Genomic DNA, 20,796 nt, shown 5'->3' with positions numbered 1-20,796 from the left:
CGGGAGTCCGGCGCGCGACCCGGCTACGCGGGCGCGACGCCGCCGCCCGGCTCCTTCCCCCTGGGTGACTTGCCCTTGGGCAGGGCGAGCTTGATCTCCTCCCGCAGCTCCTGGATCTTCGGGTACCCGGCGTACTCGGCGGTGAGCCGGTACATCTGGCGCAGCCGGTCCCAGGTCCGCTGGGAGGAGTTGGAGCCCATCGACACCAGGGCCAGGCGCGCGTACCGGTCCGCCTGTTCGGGGTCGTCGGCGATGAAGCAGGCGGAGGCCATCGACAGGTAGTCGAAGATCTTCGACCGCTGCCGCCCGTCGATCCTGAGGGCCAGGGCCTTGTCCGCGTAGTGCTGGGCGTGCGCGGCGGCCCCCGGTTCGAACTCGGCGAGCGTCCGGTAGGCCAGGGCCTGCATGCCGTACAGGTCCTCCTCCTTGAACGTCTGCATCCAATCCGGGGGCGGCACGTCCGCCTTGTCGGAGACGAAGAGGTCCTCGGCCCGTCCCAGGGTGCGGCGCATCGCCTGGCCCTTGCCCATGGATGCCTGTGCCCAGGCCTCGATGGTGTAGAGCATGGCCTTGGTGCGCGGCAGCACCTGCTCGCCGGAGCCGGACTGGGCGAGCTTCATGAGGTCCAGGGCCTCGTCGGGCTTGCCCAGGTGCACCATCTGGCGGGCCGCCCGGGACAGGGCCTCGCCGGCCCGGGGCCGGTCACCGCCCTCGCGTGCGGCGTGTGCGGCGATGACGAAGTATTTCTGGGCCGTGGGTTCCAGGCCGACGTCGTGCGACATCCAGCCCGCGAGGACGGCGAGGTTGGCGGCGACGCCCCACAGACGCCGCTGGAGATGGGGTGGGTGGCGGTAGGCGAGCATGCCGCCCACCTCGTTGAGCTGGCCCACCACGGCCTTGCGCTGGAGCCCGCCGCCGCGGGCGGCGTCCCAGGCGCGGAACACCTCGACCGAGCGCTCCAGTTCCTCCACTTCCTGCGACCCGATGGGGGCGGCCTCGTAGCGGTCGAACCCGGCGGGGTCGGCGTGCAGGGGTGAGTGGGGGTCGGGGGCGTCGGCCACCAGGGCCGGGTCGGTGTGCAGCCAGTCGTGCATGGCGCTGCTGAGTGCGGAGCCCGCGGCGAGCGCGGCGCCCGCGCCCACCAAGCCGCGTCGGTTGAGCATGAGGTCCATTCCCGTGAATTCGGTGAGGACCGCCGCAGTCCGCTCGGGCGCCCACGGCACGCCGTCGGGATGCTCTTCGCTCCCGCCGTGTGGCCGTTTCCCCGCACGCCCGTGCCGGACCAGACCGAGGTCCTCGATGGTCACGACACGGCCGAGACGCTCGGTGAACAGAGCTGCCAGCACCCGCGGCACCGGATCGCGCGGGATCTCTCCCATGTCGATCCACCGCCGCACCCGCGAGGTGTCGGTCGCCAGCTGCGGGTGGCCCATGGCCGCCGCCTGCCGGTTGACCAGCCTCGCGAGTTCGCCCTTGGACCAGCCGGCCAGGCCGAACAGGTCCGACAGACGGGTGTTGGGTTCTCCGCTCACGTCAAGCCCCCAGGTTCTCGGCTGAGTTGACAGTAGCCCCGTGCGGGTTGCCGGGCGACTATTCGCCACCGTTCGCCAGGGTGCGCCAGATGGTGTGCCACGGGCGGCCGGGTGTCAGGTAGGAATGCGCCACCCCGACCCGGTCGCCGTGGGGGTACTCCCCAGGGTGGCCCCGGGCGGCCGGTCGGGCGGCGCGACGACTATCGGAAGAGGTACCACTCCGGCAGCGAACGGGCTGGACCGGGACGGCACTTCTTCAGGCAGGCACAGCAGGCACACGAAGGGATCTGTCTCGCCCATGTACGCAGCATCGTCCTCCGTGTCCGCCCCGCAGCGCTCGCTGCACCCCCGCCCGACGGCGGGTGGCGGCCCCTACCTCGCCCCCGCGCGTCCGGCGGCCCCGGTGCTCGGGGCCGGCAGGGCGCGGCTCGGCACGGGGCCCGGCACCCAGCAGCCGCTCAGCGGAAGAATCGACCTGTCCGGCCCCCAGGGGGCCCAACTGCGCACGGCGATCGCCGCCGTGCACCGGATCTGCCCCGAATTCTCCCCCGTGCAGGTGCTGCGGCGCAGCGGGCGGTCCGTGCTCCTGGTCGGCACGACCGGGCGCAGCACGGCGGTGGCCAAGTGCTTAGTGGACCACTCCCCCGCGTGGGCGGAACGCAGCAGGCACGAGATAGGGGCATACCGCTCGTTCGTCCGGCAGCGCCCCCCGGTGCGGGTGCCGAGACTGATCGCGGCGGACCCGGACAACGGCACGCTGGTCATCGAGCGGATGCCCGGACGGGTGGCGGCGCTGCAGCGGCACCCGCTGGAGGCACCGCCGCGGGCCGACATCAGGGCGGCCATCGGTGCGGTCTGCCGGCTCAACGCGTGGCGGCCGCCGGCCGGCACCTTCGACGCCCCCCTGGACTACGCGGCCCGCATCTCCCGCTACCACGAGCTGGGGCTGCTCACCGACCGGGACCTGGGCGACCTGCAGAAGCTGCTGCACGGCATCGCCCACGCGGGCGGCCGCCAGGGTATGGGCCAGTTCTGTCACGGTGACGCGCTGCTGTCCAACGTCCTCATGTCCCCGGCCGGTCCGGTGCTGGTGGACTGGGAGCACGCGGGCTGGTACCTGCCGGGCTACGACCTGGCGACGCTGTGGGCGGTCCTCGGGGACGCCCCGGTGGCCCGCCGCCAGATCAGCCAGATCGCCCAGTCCACGGGCACGGCGGCACGCGACGCGTTCCTGGTGAACCTGATGCTCGTGCTGACCAGGGAGATCCGTACGTACGAGACGGCCGTGCAGCGTTCGATGCACGACACGGTCGGGGCACCGTCGGCCCCGTCGGCTCCGGCCCACCCTGGTGCCGCGCCGACCGGCGAGGAGCAGCGGCTGCTGCTGCGCCGGCTGCACGACGACTGCCAGATGGCCCGGCGGGCCGTTCGGGCGGCGGTCGGCACGCGCTGAAGCCGGGGCCGGGACCAGGACGACAGTCCGCGGTGTGTCACCCCAGACGGGGGGCGCACCGCGGTTTTCGCGCATGGCGGCGATTTCCCACGTCTCTGCGCCACGCGGGTGTGTGCAGGGGCCATTGGTGTACGCCACTGACGCCGCGCAGGCCGGTGGGCCGCCGCCACGAAACTCGCCGAACCCCGTGCTGACGTGGGAAATCGCCGTCATGACGGCATGATTGACGGATCGTCGGACCGCCGGGTACCACTGACCCACGCCCGGCCCCGCACCCCGCCACGCCCCGTCATGCCCGACCGTCCCAGGAGGCCGTTTTGCGAGGATCCCCCGTCCTGCCCGCCCTGGCCACCGCGGCTCTGCTGCTGCCGCTGCTCGGCGCGGCACCGTCCGCCGCCGTGCCCCCGGACGCGCCACCCGCCCCGGACCGTCTCCAGCGGGCCTTCGCCACCGCGGCGGCCGAGTACCACGTGCCGCAGAGCGTCCTGCTCGGCGTCTCCTACCTCCAGTCCCGCTGGGACGCGCACGGCGGCGCGCCGAGCGTGACCGGCGGCTACGGTCCCCTGCATCTCACCGACGCCCGTACGGCCCTGGCCGGGGCGTCGCACCACGGCGAGGGCGCCGAGGACCCCCGCGGCGACGACGCGCGCGCCGCGCTGCACCCGACGGGAGGCGCCGCCGCGCCGCCCACCGCCCTGCCGGCCCGGCTGACCACCCTGCCGAGGGCCGCCGCGCTGACCGGGCTGAGCCCCGAGGCGCTGCGCACGGACCCGGCCGCGAACGTGTCCGGCGGTGCCGCGCTGCTCGCCGCCGCCCAGCGGGAGCTGGGTGAGCCGCTCAGTGCCGACCCGGCGGACTGGTACGCGGCCGTGGCCCGTTTCTCGGGCGCGGAGGACTCCGCGACGGCGGCGGCGTACGCGGACGACGTGTACGAGGTCATCCGTACGGGTGAGCGGCGCACCACGGACGCCGGTCAGCGGGTCTCCCTGGCCGCTCGCCCCGACGTGGCACCGCAGGTCTCTCAGCTGGACGACGCGGGCCTGCGTGCCGCGTCCGCCGCCGGGACCGAGTGCCCGCCGTCGGTGTCGTGCGAGTGGGTTCCCGCGCCGTACGAGGAGTTCGGCGACGGCGACTACGGCAACCACGACCTGGGCAGCCGCCCGGCCTCCCAGCGCATCCGCTACATCGTCGTGCACGACACCGAGGGCACCTGGAACGGGGTCCTCAACATGGTGCAGGACCCCACCTATGTGTCCTGGAACTACACGTTGCGCTCCACCGACGGCCACATCGCCCAGCATGTGAAGGCCAAGGACGTGGCCTGGCACGCGGGCAACTGGTACGTCAACGCGGGGTCGATCGGCCTGGAGCACGAGGGCTTCCTGGCGGAGCCGGACGCCTGGTACACGGAGGCGATGTACCGGTCGTCGGCGCGGCTGGTGAAGTACCTCGCGAAGAAGTACGACATCCCGCTGGACCGGCAGCACGTCCTCGGCCACGACAACGTCCCCGGCACCACCACGGCGACGATCCCGGGCATGCACACCGACCCGGGCCCGTACTGGGACTGGCGGCACTACTTCCAGCTGCTCGGCCGCCCCTTCGAGCCGACCGCCGGGAAGAAGTCCGCCCTGGTGACGATCCGCCCCGACTACGACGCCAACCGTCCCGCGTACACCGGCTGCGAGAAGGCGGGCGAGCCCTGCGCGACGCACGGCTCCAGCGAGGTGCGGCTGTACTCCGACCACGACGTGAACGCGCCGCTGATCAAGGACATCGGCCTCGGCACCACCCCGACGACCGGGGTGAACGACCTGTCCTCCCGGGTCTCCACGGGCCAGCAGTACGCGGTGGCCGACCGGTGGGGCGACTGGACCGCCATCTGGTACCTCGGGCAGAAGGCGTGGTTCCACAACCCGTCGAAGAGCCCGGCCGCGGTGCCCGCCTCCGGACGGGTGCTCAGCCCGAGGAAGGGCCTCGCGAGCGTCCCGGTGTACGGGCGCGCGTACCCGGAGAAGGCCGCCTACCCGGCGGACGTGCCCGCCCAGGCGGTGTCGCCGCTGCCGTACACCCTGCCCGCGGGGCAGAAGTACGTGGTCGGTGAGAAGGTGCCCGGCGAGTACTACTACGCGGTCACCTTCGACGAGGCATCGCACCGGGTGGTGACCGGCAAGGACCAGTACTACGAGATCCAGTACGGCCACCGGGTCGCGTACGTGCGGGCCGCCGACGTGACGGTCTCGGCCGCGCGGTAGGCCGGGCCGGGGAGCCGGGTCTCAGCCCTGCTGGAAAAGCTCCGCCGGGAGCGGCTTCAGCAGGGCGTACAGGTCGTCCGTGATGGGGCGGTCCCAGGCGGCGATGGTCACCAGGACGCCGTCGCTGCGGTCGAACTGCACGCAGGAGATCCGGCCCTCGGAGAGCTTGAGGCGGCGCACGATGAGCAGGTTGTCGCCCTGCATCACGGGGACGTCCTCGGCGCCGACGACCGTGATCTCCTCGTCGTTCTCCAGCGCGAGCAGCAGCTGGGCCACCTCGAAGGGGATCTCCCCCTCGGGTACCTCGCGGGCCGGGGAGCCCTCCGGGAGGTTGCCGATGATCATCGCGGGGCCGCGGCCGCCGAACAGGTCGTAGCGCAGGAAGACGCCCTGGCAGCTGCCGTCGGGCGCGGGCAGCAGGCCGGCGCCGAGGTTGCCGGGCCAGTCGCCCGGGTCCATGGCCAGTACGTCGAAGTCGGGCCCGGCGGGCGTGGCGCTGCGGCGGCGGAGGAACGACATGCCGCAATGGTACGTGGCCGGGGGCCGCGGGCGACGTGCGGCCGGGCCACCCGGCCGGGCTACCCGGCTCGCCGGTGGCGGTCCTGGTGGCGGGCCACCCTGGCCCGGTTGCCGCAGGAGGGCTTGCACCACTCCTGACGCGGGTGCTCCTTGAGGAAGTAGCGCACGCAGCGCGGCGCGTGGCAGGCCCGCAGCCGCTGCCGGTCGGGGCCCGCGAGGAAGCCGATCACGGCCTGCGCGAGGGTGGCGGCGAGGTCGGCCGGGGCGCCCTGCGCGGGCGCGGCGCGCACGACGGGATCGGCGGCGTCGGCCCAGGCCAGGACGGGGACCGTGGGGGCGAGGGCAGCGGCCTCGTTCAGCCGGCGCAGGGCGTGGGGCACGGGCAGCAGCCGGGTGGCGTCGGCGGGGCTCGGCTCGCCGGGGCGGACGGCGCGGGCGAAGAGGGCGCGGGCGGCGGCCCGTACCTCGCGTACGGCGTCCAGGGTGGGTGCGTCGGCCGCGAATGCCTCGGCGTCGGGCACGACGTCGGGGTGCGCCGCGACCCAGGCGGTGAGCCCGGCGGGGTCGGCCAGGTCGTCGGCGATCCCGCCGTGCCCGTCGTGCCGGACGGTCAGCGCGAGGGCGAGCGCGATCCGGGTGTCCCTGCTGGGCGAGTCCTGCATGCGGCCGATGATAGGCACGCCGGGACCGGCGGGGTGTCACTCCTGCGGTGGAGCGGGCGGCACCACCGCGATCGGGGCCGCCGCGTGCAGCAGCACGGCGTGGGTGACCGAGCCCATCATGCGGGCGGGCGCGAGCAGGCGCCGGCGGTGCCGGCCGACGACGACCAGGTCGGCGTCCTTGGAGGACGCGACCAGGTTCCCGGCGGCGTCACCGGGCAGGGCGTGGGTGTCGACCCGGACGTCGGGGTGGCGTCCGCGGTAGGGGGCGAGCAGGCCGTCGGCCAGGACCCGGGTCTCGCTCTCGACGGACACCTCGTCGATCACCAGGGGCATCATCTGCCCCGCGGCGGCCCAGGTCTGCACCGGCCACGGGTAGGCGGCGATCACCTGGAGACGGGCACCGCGCAGCTCGGCCTCGGTGAAGGCGAAGGACAGCGTGGCCTCGTCGGGACTGTCCACGTGCAGGCCCACCACCACCCGCGGACCGGGTTCGTCCGGCGCCTCGCCGTGGACCTCGCGTCCTGGGCGGGGCACCACGACCACGGGGCATTCGGCGTCGCGGGCGGCGGCCATGCCGTTGGAGCCGAGCAGCAGGCCGGCGAAGCCGCCCCGGCCCCGGGAGCCGAGTACCAGCAGCTGGGCGTCGGCGCCCAGCTCCGGCAGCAGGGCGCCCGGTACGCCTTCCATGCCCACGTACTCCGTGGGCACCGCGAAGGCCCGCCCCTGGAGGTGCGCGCGGGCCTGGTCGAGCGCCGGGTCCTCGGCGGTGTCCGGCGGGCCCGCCACCAGGACGTCGGTCTGGGCCCAGGCGGCGTACTGGCGCACGTGCACCACCCGCAGGGGTGCCTCGCGCCGGTGGGCGGTGTCGAGCGCCCAGTCCAGGGCGCGCAGGCCGTCGTCGGAACCGTCGACCGCCGCGATGACCGGCAGGGTGCTCATGGGTCCTCACCTCCGGAGTACGGACTTCCCCCCGGCAGCGGACCGAACACCCGGGTTCGGCCGGTCGGCGCACGCGGCGGTGGCTACGTGAGGTCGAACTCCCCTTCCCGCGCTCCCGACACGAACGCGCCCCATTCCGCCGGGGTGAAGATCAGCGAGTGGCTCTGCGGGCTGCCGCTGTTCCGCATGGCGATGAACCCCTCGACGAAGGCGATCTGGACATCCCCCAGGCCCCGGCTGCTGGACTGCCACTGCGCGTTGCTGAGATCCAGCTCGGGCTTGTCCCAGCCCATGAGCGGGCGCTGGTGGGTGGTGCTCTCGGCCACGTCCGTGCTCCTCCCGGTGTCGTCGTCCGCGGCCAGCCTAGCGATCTGGTCGGACCGCCGACAGGCCGTCGCGGTGTCAGGAACCGGCGAAGCGGTCCCGCAGCTCCCTCTTGAGGATCTTCCCGCTGGCGTTGCGCGGCAGGGCGTCCACGAACCGCACCCGCTTGGGTGCCTTGAACGCGGTGAGCTTCTCGCGGGCGTGCGCGATCAGCTCGTCCTCGGTGACCTCGCCCCGCCGGACGACGACGGCGGTGACGGCCTCGATCCACCGCTCGTCGGGCAGGCCGATCACGGCCGCCTCGGCGACGGCGTCGTGCGTGTAGAGGGCGTCCTCGACCTGGCGGGAGGCCACCAGGACGCCACCGGAGTTGATGACGTCCTTCACCCGGTCGACGATCGTGAAGTAGCCGTCGGCGTCCCGTACGGCGAGGTCGCCGGAGTGGAACCAGCCGTCGCGGAAGGCGGCCTCGGTCTCCTCAGGCTTGTCCCAGTAGCCCTCGCACAACTGCGGGGAGCGGTAGACGACTTCGCCGGGGGCGCCGTCGGGCACGTCCTTGCCGTCCTCGTCGACCACGCGCGCGTCGACGAACAGGACGGGGCGGCCGCAGGAGTCCATGCGGCCCTCGTGCTCGTCCGGGCCGAGGACGGTGGCGAGGGGGCCGATCTCGCTCTGCCCGAAGCAGTTGTAGAAGGCGAGGTGCGGGAGGCGGGCGCGCAGCCGCTCCAGGACGGGCACCGGCATGATCGACGCGCCGTAGTAGGCCTTGCGCAGGCCGTCGAGGTCGCGGGTGGCGAAGTCGGCACGGTTCGCGAGGCCGATCCACACGGTGGGCGGTGCGAAGAGGCTGTCCACGCGGCCCGCTTCGATCAGGTCGAAGAGGCGGTCGCCGTCCGGTGCGTCCAGGATGATGTTGGTCGCGCCGACCGCGAGGCAGGGCAGCAGGAAGACGTGGGTCTGCGCCGAGTGGTAGAGCGGGAGCGCGTGCACGGGGCGGTCGCCGGCCCGGAGGTCCAGGGCGGTGATGGCGCTCAGGTACTCGTGCACCAGCGCCCGGTGGGTCATCATCGCGCCCTTGGGCAGCGCGGTGGTGCCGGAGGTGTAGAGCAACTGCACCAGGTCCTCGGCACCCGGTTCGGGACCGTCGTGGGCGGGCGCCGACGCGAGGCGGGCGAGGAGCGAGCCGTCCGCGTCGCGCAGCGGCAGGGTGCGGGTCCCGCCGGGGAGCCGGGCGGCGAGGTCGGGGTCGGTGAGGACCAGCGCGCTGCCTGACTGGCCGACGAGGTAGGCGAGGTCGTCGCCGGTGAGGTTCTGGTTGACCGGGACGTGCACCAGGCCTGCGCGGGCACAGGCCAGGAACGCGATCAGGTAGGCGTCGGAGTTGTGGCCGTAGGCGCCCACCCGGTCGCCGGGGGCCAGCCCCTCGGCGAGCAGGACGCTCGCCGCCCGGGAGACCGCGGTGTCCAGTTCCTCGTACGTCCAGGAGCGGTCGCGGTACTCCACCGCGACGCGTGCCGGGGTGCGTCGGGCGCTGCGCCGCAGCACCCCGTCGACCGTGCTGCCGTGTCCGGGCGTCATGCCCCGATCCTCGGCCGGTCGCGGGGACGGGTCAAGCGGTGCGCCCGGCCCTTCGGCTCCTCGCATCCGCTCCGTACGCCCCATTGACACGACCCGTCACTGACAGGAAAGTTTCACTCCGCACGGCGATCCGGGAAAGATACTTTCAGCTTCGGCGGCGGGAGACTCTTCGATGGCCGGTCGGTCGACGAACGGATGGACACGGCGTCAACTGGGCGCCGGCGCCCTGGCCCTGGGGGGTGCGCTGGCCGTCGCCCCGTTCGCGGCCGGGCCGGCCGCGGCCGTCTCCGACGGGGCCCTGCGCCGCCCGACCCTGCGGCACGGCTCCGCCGAACGCGCCGGACTGCTCCCGGGTCATCTGCGTCGGCTCGTCACCGACGCCGAGGCGTTCCTGGGCCCGTCCCCCGAGCACCCCTGGTACGCGGGCGCCGTGCTGCTCGCCGGCCGGGGCGGCACGGTGGCGCTGCACGAACCGATCGGCATGGCGGTGCGCTACCGGGCCTATGACGAGGCGAGTGACACCGGCGTGGAGTTCCCGGCGGGCGAGCAGATCCCGATGGCCGCGGACACGGTGTTCGACCTCGCGTCGATCTCCAAGCTGTTCACCTCGATCCTCGCCGTGCAGCAGCTGGAGCGGGGCGCGCTGGCGCTCGAGGCGCCGGTCGCCTCGTACCTGCCGGACTTCGGCCGGGCGGGCAAGCAGGACGTGACGGTCCGCCACCTGCTCACGCACACCTCGGGCTTCAGGGCCTGGATCCCGCTGTACAGCGCGCCCACCTACGAGGAGAAGGTGCAGCTCGTCTACGACGAGGCTCCGGTGAACGCCCCCGGCACGGCGTACCTGTACTCGGACCTGAACATGATCTCGCTCCAGCTGGTGCTGGAGCAGGTCACGGGCCGCACCCTGGACGTGCTGCTGCGGGAGGAGATCACCGCGCCGCTCGGTCTCGGCCGCACCCGCTACAACCCGCCCGCCTCCTGGCGGCCGGGGATCGCCGCCACCGAGGACGCCCGCAAGCCCTGGTCCGGTCTGGACCGCGGGCTGGTGTGGGGCGAGGTGCACGACGAGAACGCCTTCAGTCTCGGCGGCGTCGCCGGTCACGCGGGGGTGTTCTCCTCGGCGTGGGACCTCGCGGTCCTCGGCCGTACGCTGCTCAACGGCGGCTCCTACGGCCGGGCGCGCATCCTGCGGCCGGAGTCCGTGGAGCTGATGTTCACCGACTTCAACACGGACTTCCCCGGCGACGAGCACGGCCTGGGCTTCGAGCTGTACCAGCACTGGTACATGGGCGCGATGGCGACTCCGCGCACGGCCGGGCACACCGGCTTCACGGGCACGTCCCTGGTGCTGGACCCGACCACCGACTCGTTCCTCGTCGTCCTCGGCAACTCCGTCCACCCGGTGCGCAGTTGGCGCTCCGGGTCGGCTCCGCGGGTGGCGGCGGGCACCAACCTGGCGCGGGCGATGCCGGTCCGCCCGGCCGAGGGGCGGACGGCGTGGTTCTCGGGGACGGCGAGTTCCGCCACGGCCACGCTCACGCTGCCGGCCCTGGACACGTCCGCCGGCCGGGCCCGGCTGCGCTGTGCGCTGTGGTGGGACACCGAGCCCGGGTCGGACGCCCTGGTCCTGGAGGCGTCCACCGACGGCGGCGCCGGGTGGCGGCCGGTCCCGTTCACCACCACGCGTCCCGGCGAGGCGCCCGGGGAGCATCCGGACGGCTCGGCCACCGGCTGGTCGGGGCGCGTCTGGCACCGGCTGAGCGCCGGCCTCCCGGCGGCGCGGGGGCTCACCCTGCGCTGGCGGTACACGACCGACCGGCTGTACGTGGGCCGCGGGGCGTACGTCGACGGCCTGCGCGTGGAGGCGGCCGGCGACGTCCTGTTCCGCGACGCACGCCCGGCGGACGCGGCACGCGTCGAGACAGTGGGCTGGACGGCGTCGGCAGACTGACCGGGCCGCTGCGTCAGGCCCCGGTGCCGTCCAGCACCGCCATCGCCGCGTTGTGCCCCGGCACCCCGCTCACCCCTCCCCCGCGCACGGCGCCCGCGCCGCACAGCAGGACGTTCGGCTGCCCGGTCTCCACGCCCCAGTGGCCGGTGCCGTCCTGGGCGTGGGGCCAGGACAGCTCGCGGTGGAAGATGTTCCCGCCGGGCAGGCGCAGGTCGCGTTCCAGGTCGAGCGGCGACCTGGCCTCGATGCAGGGCCGCCCGTCGGCGTCGGTCGCCAGGCAGTCGGCGAGGGGCTCGGCGAGGTGGGCGTCGAGCTGGGCGAGGGTCGACTTCAGGAGCTCCTCGCGTACGGCGTCGTTGTCGCGGGCGAAGAGGCGCGCGGGCGTGTGCAGGCCGAACAGGGTGAGGGTGTGCATGCCCCTGGCGGCCAGGCCGGGGGCGAGGATCGTGGGGTCGGTCAGTGAATGGCAGTAGATCTCGGAGGGTGGCGCGTCGGGCAGTTCCCCGGCGGCCGCCCGGGCGTACGCGGCGGCCAGTTGGCCGTACCCCTCGGCGATGTGGAAGGTTCCGGCGAAGGCCTCGCGCGGGTCGGCGTCGGGGTCGCGCAGCCGTGGGAGCCGGTTCAGCAGCATGTTCACCTTGAGCTGGGCGCCCTCGGCGGGCGGGGGCGGCGCCTGGCCCGTGAGCGCGGCCAGTTCCCGCGGGGAGGCGTTGACCAGGACGTGGCGGGCGGCGGCGACGCCCTCGCCGTCGGCCGTGCGGTAGGTGACCTCGGCCGTGCGGCCGTCGGCGTCGATCCGCACCGCCTCGTGACCGGTGGCGAGCACGGCACCGGCGCCGCGCGCCGCGTCGGCCAGTGCGTCGGTGAGGGCGCCCATGCCGCCGACCGGCACGTCCCAGGCGCCGGTCCCACCGCCGATCACGTGGTAGAGGAAGCAGCGGTTCTGGATCAGGGAGGGATCGTGGGCGTCGGCGAAGGTGCCGATCAGGGCGTCGGTGAGCGCCACGCCCCGGACCAGGTCGTCGGCGAAGTGCTCCTCGATCGCGACGCCGACCGGCTCCTCGAACAGGGCCCGCCAGGCCGCCTCGTCGTCGACCCGGCGGCGCAGCTCCTCTCGCGTGGGCAGCGGTTCGGTGAGGGTCGGGAAGACCCGCTGGGCCACCTGGCCGGTCATGGCGTAGAAGCGCTGCCAGGCGGCGTACTCCCGCTCCGAGCCGGTGAGCCGGGCGAAGGACTCGCGGGTGCGGCGCTCTCCCCCGCCGACGAGGAGCCCGGTGGGCCGCCCGCCGCGCTCGACGGGCGTGTACGAGGAGACGGTGCGCGCACGCACCCGGAAGTCCAGGCCGAGGTCCCGCACGATCTTCCTGGGCAGCAGGCTGACCAGGTACGAGTAGCGCGACAGCCGTGCGTCGACCCCGGCGAACGGCCGGGTGGACACGGCCGCTCCGCCGGTGTGGTCCAGCCGTTCGAGGACCAGCACGGAGCGGCCGGCCCGGGCCAGGTAAGCGGCGGCGACCAGGCCGTTGTGGCCGCCGCCGACGACGACGGCGTCAAAAGTGCGGGGCGTGCTGGGCGGGGTCGTCATGGCTCTTGGTAGCACGGCCCGATCGGGGGCGGCCAGCCCGCCGTCGCGCACCGTCCGCGGTCAGTGTGGCGCCCCGCGCAGTGCCGCGACCCTGCGGTACAGGTCCGCGGCCTCGGTGGCGCGGCCGAGCCGTTCCAGGCAGTGGGCCTCGTCGTCGCGGGCGACGAGGGTGTCGGGGTGGTCGGCGCCCAGGACCCGTTCGCGGGCGGCGGCGACCACGCGGTACTCGGTGAGGGAGGGGGACCAGCGTCCGAGCCAGCCCAGGGCGACGGCGACCTCGCGATGGCTGACCAGGGTGTCCGGGTGGTCCGGGCCCAGGACACGGTCGCGGACCGCGCACACCTCGCGGGCTTCGGCCAGGGCCTCCTCCCAGCGGCCCAGCCTGCCGAGGTTGACGCCCAGGCCGTGCCGGGCGCGCAGGGTCTCGGGATGCTCGGGTCCCTGGGCGCGGGCGCGGTCGCCGATCAGGTCCTCGTACACGGTCAGCGCTTCGGCGCAGCGGCCGAGGCGGCCGAGGGCGACGCCGGTCTCGTAGCGGGCGGCGAGCGTGTCGGGGTGACGGGGGCCGAGCGCTCTCGCCCGGGCACCGGCGACGTCCCGGTAGGTCGCCAGGGCCTCCTCCCAGCGGTCCAGCCGCCCGAGTTCGTAGGCCACCTCGTAGCGGGTGACGAGGGTGTCGGGGTGGTCGGGTCCGAGTACGCGGGCCCGGGCCGCGGCCACCTCGCGGGCCGTCCGGTGGGCGTCCTCGGTACGGCCGAGCCGCCCGAGGTTGAAGGCCAGGTTGTGGCGGCAGCGCAGGGTCTCGGGGTGGTCGGCGCCCATGGTGCGCTCGCGGGCGGTCAGGACCGACGTGTACACCTGGTGGGCGTCGGTGTGGCGGCCCAGCCGGCCCAGGGTGTAGGCCATCTCCTGACGGACGGCGAGGGTGTCGGGGTGATCGGCCCCCAGCATCCTGATCCTGGCCTCGGCGACACCCTTGTACGCGCGCAGCGCCTCGGCGGGGCGACCGGTGCGGCCGAGGGTGAAGGCGGCCTCGTAGCGGCTGGCGAGCGTGTCGGGGTGGTCGGGACCCAGCAGGTGCTCGCGTGCGGCGGCGACCGCGCGGTGCACCTCGCCGGCCTCCTCCCAGCGGCCGAGCCGGCCCAGGCCCAGCCCCGTTCGGTGGCGTGCGGCCAGCCCGACGACGGCCTCGGGCGCCGGGTCCGGCCGCTCGTCCGGCGGGGACCCGGCGGTGGGGGCGTCGGCGGGCCGGTCACCGGCGGGCCGTGGGATCCACGCGCCGGACAGGCCCGCCCCGGGGTCCGGGGGTGTGACGCGCAGGCCGGTGCCGGTCGCCTTGTGACCGGTGGTCATGCCCCGGGTCCAGGACGGCATCCCGGCGCGTCCCCCGACCGGCCGGGGCGTGCGCGACCGGGCTGACGACGGCACCGGCAGCGGCAGCGGATGCGGTGCCGATGTCGCCGCCGTGCGTCCCGCGGTGATCCGGCGGCCCAGTTCGCGGGCGTCGTCCGGGCGCTGCTCGGGCCGTTTGGCCAGCAGGTCCAGGATGATCCGGTCCAGGTAGCCGGGCAGTTCGGGGCGGCGGGTGCGGGGCGGTGCGGGCTCGGTGTCGCGGTGGCCGACGAGGATCGCCCAGGCGTCGTCGAGGTCGAACGGCGGGACGCCGGTGGCGATCTCGTAGAGCACACAGCCCAGGGAGTACAGGTCGCTGCGCAGGTCGACCTCGTCCCCGCCGATCTGCTCGGGCGACATGTAGTGCGGGGTGCCCATGGCGATGCCGGTGCCGGTCAGCCGGGCGGTGAAGCCCGCGTCGTGACCGAGCCGGGCGATGCCGAAGTCGCAGATCTTCACGGTGCCGTCGGCGGTCCGTACGATGTTCGCCGGCTTGAGGTCGCGGTGGACGATGCCCTGCTCATGGGTGTAGGCGAGCGCCGAGGCGACCTGTTCGGCGATGTCGAGGACATCGGCGACCGGCAGCGGGTGGCCCTTGTTGTCCTCCAGGAACCGGCTCAAATCGTGCCCCTCCAGCAGCTCCATGACCAGGAAGAGCACCCCGTCCCAGTCACCGAAGTCGTGGACGACGGTCACCCCGCGGTGCTGGAGCGCGGCGGCTACCCGGGCCTCGCGCCGGAATCTCTCCCGCAGGACGCGGGTGAAGGAGTGGTCGTGCGGTGTGCCCAGTGGCTTGAGGCACTTGACGGCTATGCGACGGCCCAGTGACTCGTCCCGCGCCCGCCACACCTCGCCCATGCCACCGCGCCCGATCCGCTCGAGCAGCCGGTACCGGCCCTGGATCAGCGTGTCGTCCCCCATGACTTCGCCCCGCCCCCGTGGTTCAGTCCGCCCCGCCCTCCCCTGGCCGGTCCAGTATGGCCGCTTGTCGTCCGATTTTGTATGGCGCCGGGCGCGCGGCCGGGCCGAGCCGTGCCATGGCGCGCAGGATGTGTTTGGGCGGCAGCTGCCAGCGCAGACGTGCCGGTACCCGGCGCAGCAGGACGCCCGTGGCGCGCAACCGGCGCGTGACGGTGGCGGGGGCGGGCGCCGGTCTGCCGTAGAGCTCGTGCGCGTACGGCGGCAGCGAGTCGTACGCGAGACGGGCGACCCACCGCCACAGCAGCTCGCGGGCCGGGATCAGGAGGGGGTGGACGGGCGGGCGGAGCAGGAAGTCGTCCACCTCGTGCGCCTCGGGGCCCGCTTCCAGTTCGGGCCGCACCCGCGTGAAATAGGCGTCCAGCTCGGCCCGGTTCACCGGGACGGAGTCGGGGTCGAGGCCGACGAGACGGGCGCTGTGCCGGTGTTCGGCGAGATAGCGGTCGGCGTGGGCGTCGGTGAGCGGGAACCCGGAACGGCGCAGGACGTGCAGGTAGGAGCCGATCTCTGCGCAGTGCACCCACAGCAGAAGGGCGGGCTCGTCGACGCCGTAGCGCTCTCCCGTCCGCGGGTCCGTGGCGCCCAGCATGCGGTGGATCTTCCGTACCCGGGCGCCGGCCCGCTCGGCGGCCTCGGTGGTGCCGTAGGTCGTGGTGCCGACGAAACCCGCGGTGCGCATCAGCCGGCCCCAGGCGTCGCGCCGGAAGTCGCTGTTCTGCATCACGCCGCGCACGGCGCGCGGGTGCAGGGCCTGCAGGTAGAGGGCGCGGACGCCGGCCACCCACATCATCGGATCGCCATGGGCCTGCCAGGTCACGGAGCTCGGACCGAAGAGCCCCGGATCGCCGTCCGTCGCCGCCATACGGGCAGGCTAGCGCGTCGCGCCGCGGGCTCCCAGGGCCTCAGCGCAGGGTGGCGAGGAACTCTCCGCAGGCGCGGGCGCAGTCGCGGCAGGCCTTGGCGCTCTCCTCGGCGCCCGGGTGGTCGTCGAAGACGTGCGCGCTCTCCAGGCACACCTGGCGGCACCACTCCAGCTGGGCGCGGATGGCGGCCTCGTCCACCTGGTTCTGCTCGGACAGCACCCGGCAGGTCGCGTCGCAGACCTCCGCGCACATGATGCCCCTGCGCCGTACGAGTTCCTGGTTCTCGGTCCCGTCCGGGTCCACGAGGCTCGCCCGCAGGGCGCAGGCCCGGGCGCACTCGGTGCACGCCTGTGCGCACGCGAAGCGGTCCTCGAGGAAGCGGAACAGTTCCTGCTGGGAAGTCGTCGTCGATGTCACACCGCGCGGGTTGCCGCCGGTCGCGGTGCCAAACCGCCGGGCCCGGTGTTTCCAAGGGTTCCGGACCGTCGCAAGGAGGGCGGGTGTGCGCACCGGGCGAGGGTGCCGTGGTGAACAGGTTGGTCGCGCGGGCCGGGGGGTACCCGCGCTCCATGACCAACGCATCGATGGACCTGGCCGCGGGCGGTTCCGGCGCACTCGCCGTCTGGCTGATCGTCGCGGCCGTGGTGGTGGTGGCCGTGCTGATCGGCGCGTTCGCCTTCGGCAGTCGGCAAAAGCGCCGGGAGCCGCCGCCCCCGCGTCCCGAGGAACAGCCCCGTATGCCCGACGGCGGTCCCGTCCACGAGGAGCGGGAGCGCAGGGAGCCCGACGAGATGCCGCGCAGCGACGAACGCACCCTGCCGCACGAGATGGGGCACCAGGGCAGCCGTACCGCCTCCGACCAGGAGCGGCCCCGCTGGGACGAGGGCAGCAGCGGCTCGTTCGGCAGCGGCGGCCCGGGCGGACGGCGCTGACGGACGCCGACCCGCGCAAGGACCGGGGTGGCAACCCGAAGGGTGACCGTGCCTGATCGGGGCGTAGTTTCCGGCTCCGGCGGTGGGGAACCCATGCGCCGTGCTGTTGCAGAGGAGAAGGGCCCGCGCCGGTGCGCGGGCCCGTCACGCGGGCGAACACACCGTCAACTGGGCCGACGGGCGGCTTCCCCTCTCCGAGGGCGGGCGGCTGCTGCGCAAGGCATTCCCCGAGCACTGGTCGTTCCTGCTGGGCGAGATCGCCCTGTACAGCTTCGTCGTGCTGCTGCTGACGGGGGTCTGGCTGACGCTGTTCTTCAAACCCTCGATGACGGAGGTCGTCTACGACGGCTCGTACGAACCCCTGCTGGGGGTGAGCATGTCGGAGGCCTACCGCTCGACGGTGGACATCAGTTTCGACGTCCGCGGCGGGCTGCTGATCCGGCAGGTCCACCACTGGGCGGCGCTGGTGTTCCTGTCCGCCATCGGGGTGCATCTGCTGCGGATTTTCTTCACCGGGGCGTTCCGCCGACCGCGTGAGGTCAACTGGCTCATCGGTGTCACGCTCTTCGTGCTGGCGCTCGCCGAGGGCTTCGCCGGGTATTCGCTCCCGGACGACCTGCTGTCCGGGACGGGGCTGCGCATCGCCCAGGGGATCATGCTGTCCATCCCGGTGGTGGGGACGTACGTCAGCATGTTCGTGTTCGGCGGTGAGTATCCCGGCGAGGACATCGTCCCGCGGCTGTACTCGGTGCACATCCTGCTGCTCCCCGCGCTGCTGGTCGCGCTGGTCACGCTCCATCTGATCCTGGTGTTCTACCTGAAGCACACCCAGTGGGCGGGCCGCGGACGCACCAACCGCAACGCGGTGGGCAAGCCGATGTTCCCGCAGTTCATGACGAACTCCACCGGTCTGTTCTTCATGGTCTTCGGCCTCCTGACCGTGCTGGCGGCGGTGGCCGAGATCAACCCGATCTGGACGTACGGCCCCTACCGCCCCGACATCGTCTCCACGGGCTCGCAGCCGGACTGGTACGTCGGGTTCCTGGAGGGCTCGCTGCGGCTGATGCCGCCGTTCGAGACGGCGGTGGCGGGCCACACCGTCATGTGGAACGTGCTGGTGCCGGCGGTGCTGCTGCCGGGCGCCCTGTTCGCCGTGCTGTACGCCTACCCGTTCTTCGAGCGGTGGGTGACGGGCGACCACGAGGAACACCACCTGTGCGACCGCCCCCGGGACAAGCCGGTACGCACCGGTCTCGGCGTCGCCGCGATCGTCTTCTACGGCGTGCTGCTGCTGGCCGGCGGCAACGACATCCTCGCCCACACCTTCCACGTCTCGCTGAACCTGCTCACGTGGATCTTCCGCGTGGCCCTGGTGCTGGCGCCGCCGCTGGCCTTCGTCGCGACCAAGCGCGTCTGCCTGGCACTGCAGGAGCACGACCGCGAACGGCTGGCCGAGGGCGAGGAGACGGGCGAGGTGCACCAGACCCTCGCGGGCGGCTACGCGGAGAGCCACGGGCCCCTCGACCCCGAGGAGCGTTACGTGCTGCGGGCGCGCAGGCAGCCCGAGCCGCTCGCGCCGTCCCCGAAGGAGGGCGACGCCGCGCACGTGGGCCGGCTGCGCGCGACGCTCAGCGAGTGGTACTACGGCGACCGGGTCGACGTCGAGGAGACGGAGCGGGAGTCGGCGCCGGAGGCGGCGGCGACCGCGGAAACGGCGGGACGGGATTCCTACTCGGACGAACCGGAGCGCTGAACGCCCCGGTCGGCGTACTGGAAGACCAGTCCGCAGACCCCCATGGCGAGCAGGCCGAAGCCGATCAGGGCCAGCCACAGGCCGAAGACGATGCCGAACGCGAGCACCACGGCGGCCAGCGCGACGGTGATCGGCCAGGCGCTGCGCGGCGGGAAGAAATCGAGCGGACCCGCGGTGTCGACGGCCTCGCCGTCACCGCGGTCCTGGGCCCGCAGCCCGCGCTTGCGGTACTGCACGCGCAGGAAGAACGCGACGAGCGAGGCCATCAGGAAGGCGAGGACGAGCGCGGCGGTACCGGCCGGCTCGCGCGACCACCAGCCGTAGAGCGCCGCCTCGGCGCCGAAGAAGACCGCCACACCGGTGAACAGACGGGATTCGGTCCTCACTGCACATGCCTCTGATCGTGTCGGGTGACGTCCGGGTGGTGCAGGTCGAACGCCGGGGACTCGGAGCGGATCCGGGGCAGCGACGTGAAGTTGTGGCGCGGCGGCGGGCTGCTGGTGGCCCATTCCAGGGAACGGCCGTAGCCCCAGGGGTCGTCCTGCTCGACCTTCTTGCCGTAGTGGTGGGTGCGCCACACGTTGTAGAGGAACGGCAGGGTGGACAGCCCGAGGAGGAAGGCGCCGATCGAGCTGATGGTGTTCAGCGTGGTGAAGCCGTCCGCGGCCAGGTAGTCGGCGTAGCGGCGCGGCATGCCCTGTTCGCCCAGCCAGTGCTGGACGAGGAAGGTGGTCTGGAAGCCGACGAAGAGCGTCCAGAAGTGGATCTTCCCGATGCGTTCGTCGAGCATCTTTCCGGTGAACTTCGGCCACCAGAAGTAGAAGCCGGCGAACATCGCGAAGACGACCGTGCCGAACAGGACGTAGTGCAGGTGGGCGACGATGAAGTACGAGTCCGTCAGATGGAAGTCGAGCGGCGGGGAGGCGATGAGGACGCCGCTCATGCCGCCGAGCAGGAACGTCACCAGGAAGCCGCACGCCCACAGCATGGGGGTCTCGAAGGAGAGCGAGCCGCGGATCATCGTGCCGATCCAGTTGAAGAACTTCACCCCGGTCGGCACCGCGATGAGGAACGACATGAGGGAGAAGAACGGGAGCAGCACGGCACCGGTGGCGAACATGTGGTGGGCCCACACCACCGCGGAGAGAAAGGTGATGGCGATGGTGGCGCCGACCAGGCTGACGTAGCCGAAGATCGGCTTGCGGCTGAAGACCGGGATGATCTCGGTGACGATGCCGAAGAACGGCAGCGCGACGATGTACACCTCGGGGTGGCCGAAGAACCAGAACAGGTGCTGCCACAGCAGCGCCCCGCCGTTGGCCGCGTCGAAGACGTGCGCGCCGAACTTGCGGTCGGCCTCGAGCATCAGCAGCGCGGCGGTGAGCACGGGGAAGGCGGGCAGCACCAGGATCGACGTGAACAGGATGTTCCAGGTGAAGATCGGCATCCGGAACATGGTCATGCCGGGGGCGCGCAGGCAGATGATGGTGCTGATGAAGTTGACGGCGCTGAGCGTGGTCGACACGCCGCTCACCACCAGGCCCATGGTCCACAGGTCGCCGCCCGGCCCCGGACTGAACGTCGCGCTGTTCAGCGGCGCGTAGGCGAACCAGCCGAACGAGGCGGCTCCCCCGGGCGTCAGGAAGCCCGCCACCACCATCAGGCCACCGAACAGGTACATCCAGTACGACAGCGCGTTGAGCCTGGGGAACGCCAGGTCGGGGGCGCCGATCTGCAAGGGCATGATGACGTTGGTGAACCCGGCGAACAGCGGGGTCGCGAACAGCAGCATCATGATGGTGCCGTGCACGGTGAACAGCTGGTTGTACTGCTCGTTGCTGAACAACTGCTGTCCGGGCCGGGCGAGTTCACTGCGCATCAGCATGGCCAGGACGCCGCCGAAGAGGAAGAAGCCGAACGCCGTCGCCAGGTAGAGATGGCCGATCACCTTGTGATCGGTCGTCGTGGCCCACCGCACCAGCGCCCGGCCCAGCGTGCGGTTCGTCCGCTGCCGGGCCGGGGCCCGGCGCGGCGACTCGGTCCTTCTGTCCACCGCCATGCGGCGGAGAGTACCCAGGCG

17 protein-coding genes are annotated in these 20,796 nt (G+C 73.1%); 5 read left to right on the top strand and 12 right to left on the bottom strand.

What is annotated here, in order from left to right:
- Positions 1 to 23: 23 nt before the first annotated feature.
- On the bottom strand, positions 24 to 1,532 hold the full coding sequence (locus tag IE258_RS36435) for a DNA-binding protein NsdB (RefSeq protein WP_189750115.1): 1,509 nt from the start codon (positions 1,530 to 1,532) through the stop codon (positions 24 to 26).
- A 298-nt stretch (positions 1,533 to 1,830) separates the two neighbouring features.
- On the opposite strand from IE258_RS36435, the gene IE258_RS36430 reads away from it, so the two are divergent.
- Both IE258_RS36430 and IE258_RS36425 read left to right on the top strand, forming a co-directional pair.
- Positions 1,831 to 2,985: an aminoglycoside phosphotransferase family protein gene (locus tag IE258_RS36430; RefSeq protein WP_189750114.1), complete on the top strand. Its 1,155-nt coding sequence runs from the start codon at positions 1,831 to 1,833 to the stop codon at positions 2,983 to 2,985.
- A 317-nt stretch (positions 2,986 to 3,302) separates the two neighbouring features.
- The gene (locus IE258_RS36425; RefSeq protein ID WP_229892654.1) at positions 3,303 to 5,240 is read left to right on the top strand and encodes an N-acetylmuramoyl-L-alanine amidase; all 1,938 of its coding nucleotides are present in this window, start codon (positions 3,303 to 3,305) and stop codon (positions 5,238 to 5,240) included.
- A 21-nt stretch (positions 5,241 to 5,261) separates the two neighbouring features.
- On the opposite strand, the gene IE258_RS36420 is transcribed toward IE258_RS36425, so the two are convergent.
- From IE258_RS36420 to IE258_RS36400, 5 genes are all read right to left on the bottom strand, one after another.
- The gene (locus tag IE258_RS36420) at positions 5,262 to 5,759 is read right to left on the bottom strand and encodes a hypothetical protein (RefSeq protein WP_059297308.1); all 498 of its coding nucleotides are present in this window, start codon (positions 5,757 to 5,759) and stop codon (positions 5,262 to 5,264) included.
- A 59-nt stretch (positions 5,760 to 5,818) separates the two neighbouring features.
- Positions 5,819 to 6,421: a CGNR zinc finger domain-containing protein gene (locus tag IE258_RS36415; RefSeq protein WP_189750113.1), complete on the bottom strand. Its 603-nt coding sequence runs from the start codon at positions 6,419 to 6,421 to the stop codon at positions 5,819 to 5,821.
- Positions 6,422 to 6,457: 36 nt separating this feature from the next.
- A complete protein-coding gene (locus tag IE258_RS36410) occupies positions 6,458 to 7,360 on the bottom strand; it encodes a universal stress protein (protein ID WP_189750112.1) in 903 nt (300 codons plus the stop codon).
- An 83-nt stretch (positions 7,361 to 7,443) separates the two neighbouring features.
- A complete protein-coding gene (locus tag IE258_RS36405) occupies positions 7,444 to 7,686 on the bottom strand; it encodes a DUF397 domain-containing protein (RefSeq protein ID WP_189750111.1) in 243 nt (80 codons plus the stop codon).
- Between the two features lie 76 nt (positions 7,687 to 7,762).
- Positions 7,763 to 9,262 (bottom strand): acyl-CoA synthetase, encoded by a 1,500-nt coding sequence (locus IE258_RS36400; protein WP_189750110.1) that lies wholly within the window; start codon positions 9,260 to 9,262, stop codon positions 7,763 to 7,765.
- A 172-nt stretch (positions 9,263 to 9,434) separates the two neighbouring features.
- Here IE258_RS36400 and IE258_RS36395 point away from each other — a divergent pair, with 172 nt between their 5' ends.
- Complete coding sequence (locus IE258_RS36395) at positions 9,435 to 11,213, top strand: serine hydrolase domain-containing protein (RefSeq protein ID WP_189750109.1); 1,779 nt, start codon at positions 9,435 to 9,437, stop codon at positions 11,211 to 11,213.
- Between the two features lie 13 nt (positions 11,214 to 11,226).
- Here IE258_RS36395 and IE258_RS36390 read toward each other — a convergent pair whose 3' ends face one another.
- The 4 genes from IE258_RS36390 to IE258_RS36375 are packed head-to-tail and all read right to left on the bottom strand — an operon-like array spanning position 11,227 to position 16,448.
- Complete coding sequence (locus tag IE258_RS36390; protein ID WP_189750108.1) at positions 11,227 to 12,798, bottom strand: phytoene desaturase family protein; 1,572 nt, start codon at positions 12,796 to 12,798, stop codon at positions 11,227 to 11,229.
- A 60-nt stretch (positions 12,799 to 12,858) separates the two neighbouring features.
- A complete protein-coding gene (locus tag IE258_RS36385; protein ID WP_189750107.1) occupies positions 12,859 to 15,111 on the bottom strand; it encodes a serine/threonine-protein kinase in 2,253 nt (750 codons plus the stop codon).
- A 22-nt stretch (positions 15,112 to 15,133) separates the two neighbouring features.
- Positions 15,134 to 16,030 (bottom strand): oxygenase MpaB family protein, encoded by an 897-nt coding sequence (locus tag IE258_RS36380; protein WP_189750106.1) that lies wholly within the window; start codon positions 16,028 to 16,030, stop codon positions 15,134 to 15,136.
- A 40-nt stretch (positions 16,031 to 16,070) separates the two neighbouring features.
- Positions 16,071 to 16,448, bottom strand: a complete 378-nt coding sequence (locus IE258_RS36375) for a four-helix bundle copper-binding protein (RefSeq protein ID WP_159326361.1) — start codon at positions 16,446 to 16,448, stop codon at positions 16,071 to 16,073.
- A 152-nt stretch (positions 16,449 to 16,600) separates the two neighbouring features.
- Here IE258_RS36375 and IE258_RS36370 point away from each other — a divergent pair, with 152 nt between their 5' ends.
- Both IE258_RS36370 and qcrB read left to right on the top strand, forming a co-directional pair.
- Complete coding sequence (locus IE258_RS36370; RefSeq protein WP_159326360.1) at positions 16,601 to 16,963, top strand: DUF6479 family protein; 363 nt, start codon at positions 16,601 to 16,603, stop codon at positions 16,961 to 16,963.
- Between the two features lie 100 nt (positions 16,964 to 17,063).
- A complete protein-coding gene (qcrB, locus tag IE258_RS36365; protein WP_189750105.1) occupies positions 17,064 to 18,716 on the top strand; it encodes a cytochrome bc1 complex cytochrome b subunit in 1,653 nt (550 codons plus the stop codon).
- Here the strand turns inward: qcrB and IE258_RS36360 are convergent.
- The gene (locus tag IE258_RS36360) at positions 18,692 to 19,102 is read right to left on the bottom strand and encodes a cytochrome c oxidase subunit 4 (protein WP_127895368.1); all 411 of its coding nucleotides are present in this window, start codon (positions 19,100 to 19,102) and stop codon (positions 18,692 to 18,694) included. The genes qcrB and IE258_RS36360 overlap by 25 nt on opposite strands.
- Complete coding sequence (gene ctaD / locus IE258_RS36355) at positions 19,099 to 20,775, bottom strand: aa3-type cytochrome oxidase subunit I (protein ID WP_444545809.1); 1,677 nt, start codon at positions 20,773 to 20,775, stop codon at positions 19,099 to 19,101. Before ctaD ends, IE258_RS36360 begins: the two co-directional genes overlap by 4 nt.
- Positions 20,776 to 20,796 lie beyond the last annotated feature (21 nt).

This window comes from Streptomyces tendae, from assembly GCF_014650435.1.
Classification (GTDB): Bacteria; Actinomycetota; Actinomycetes; order Streptomycetales; family Streptomycetaceae; genus Streptomyces; species Streptomyces tendae.
Note: the sequence above shows the minus strand (reverse complement) of the source record. Positions and strands in the feature narration are given on the sequence as shown.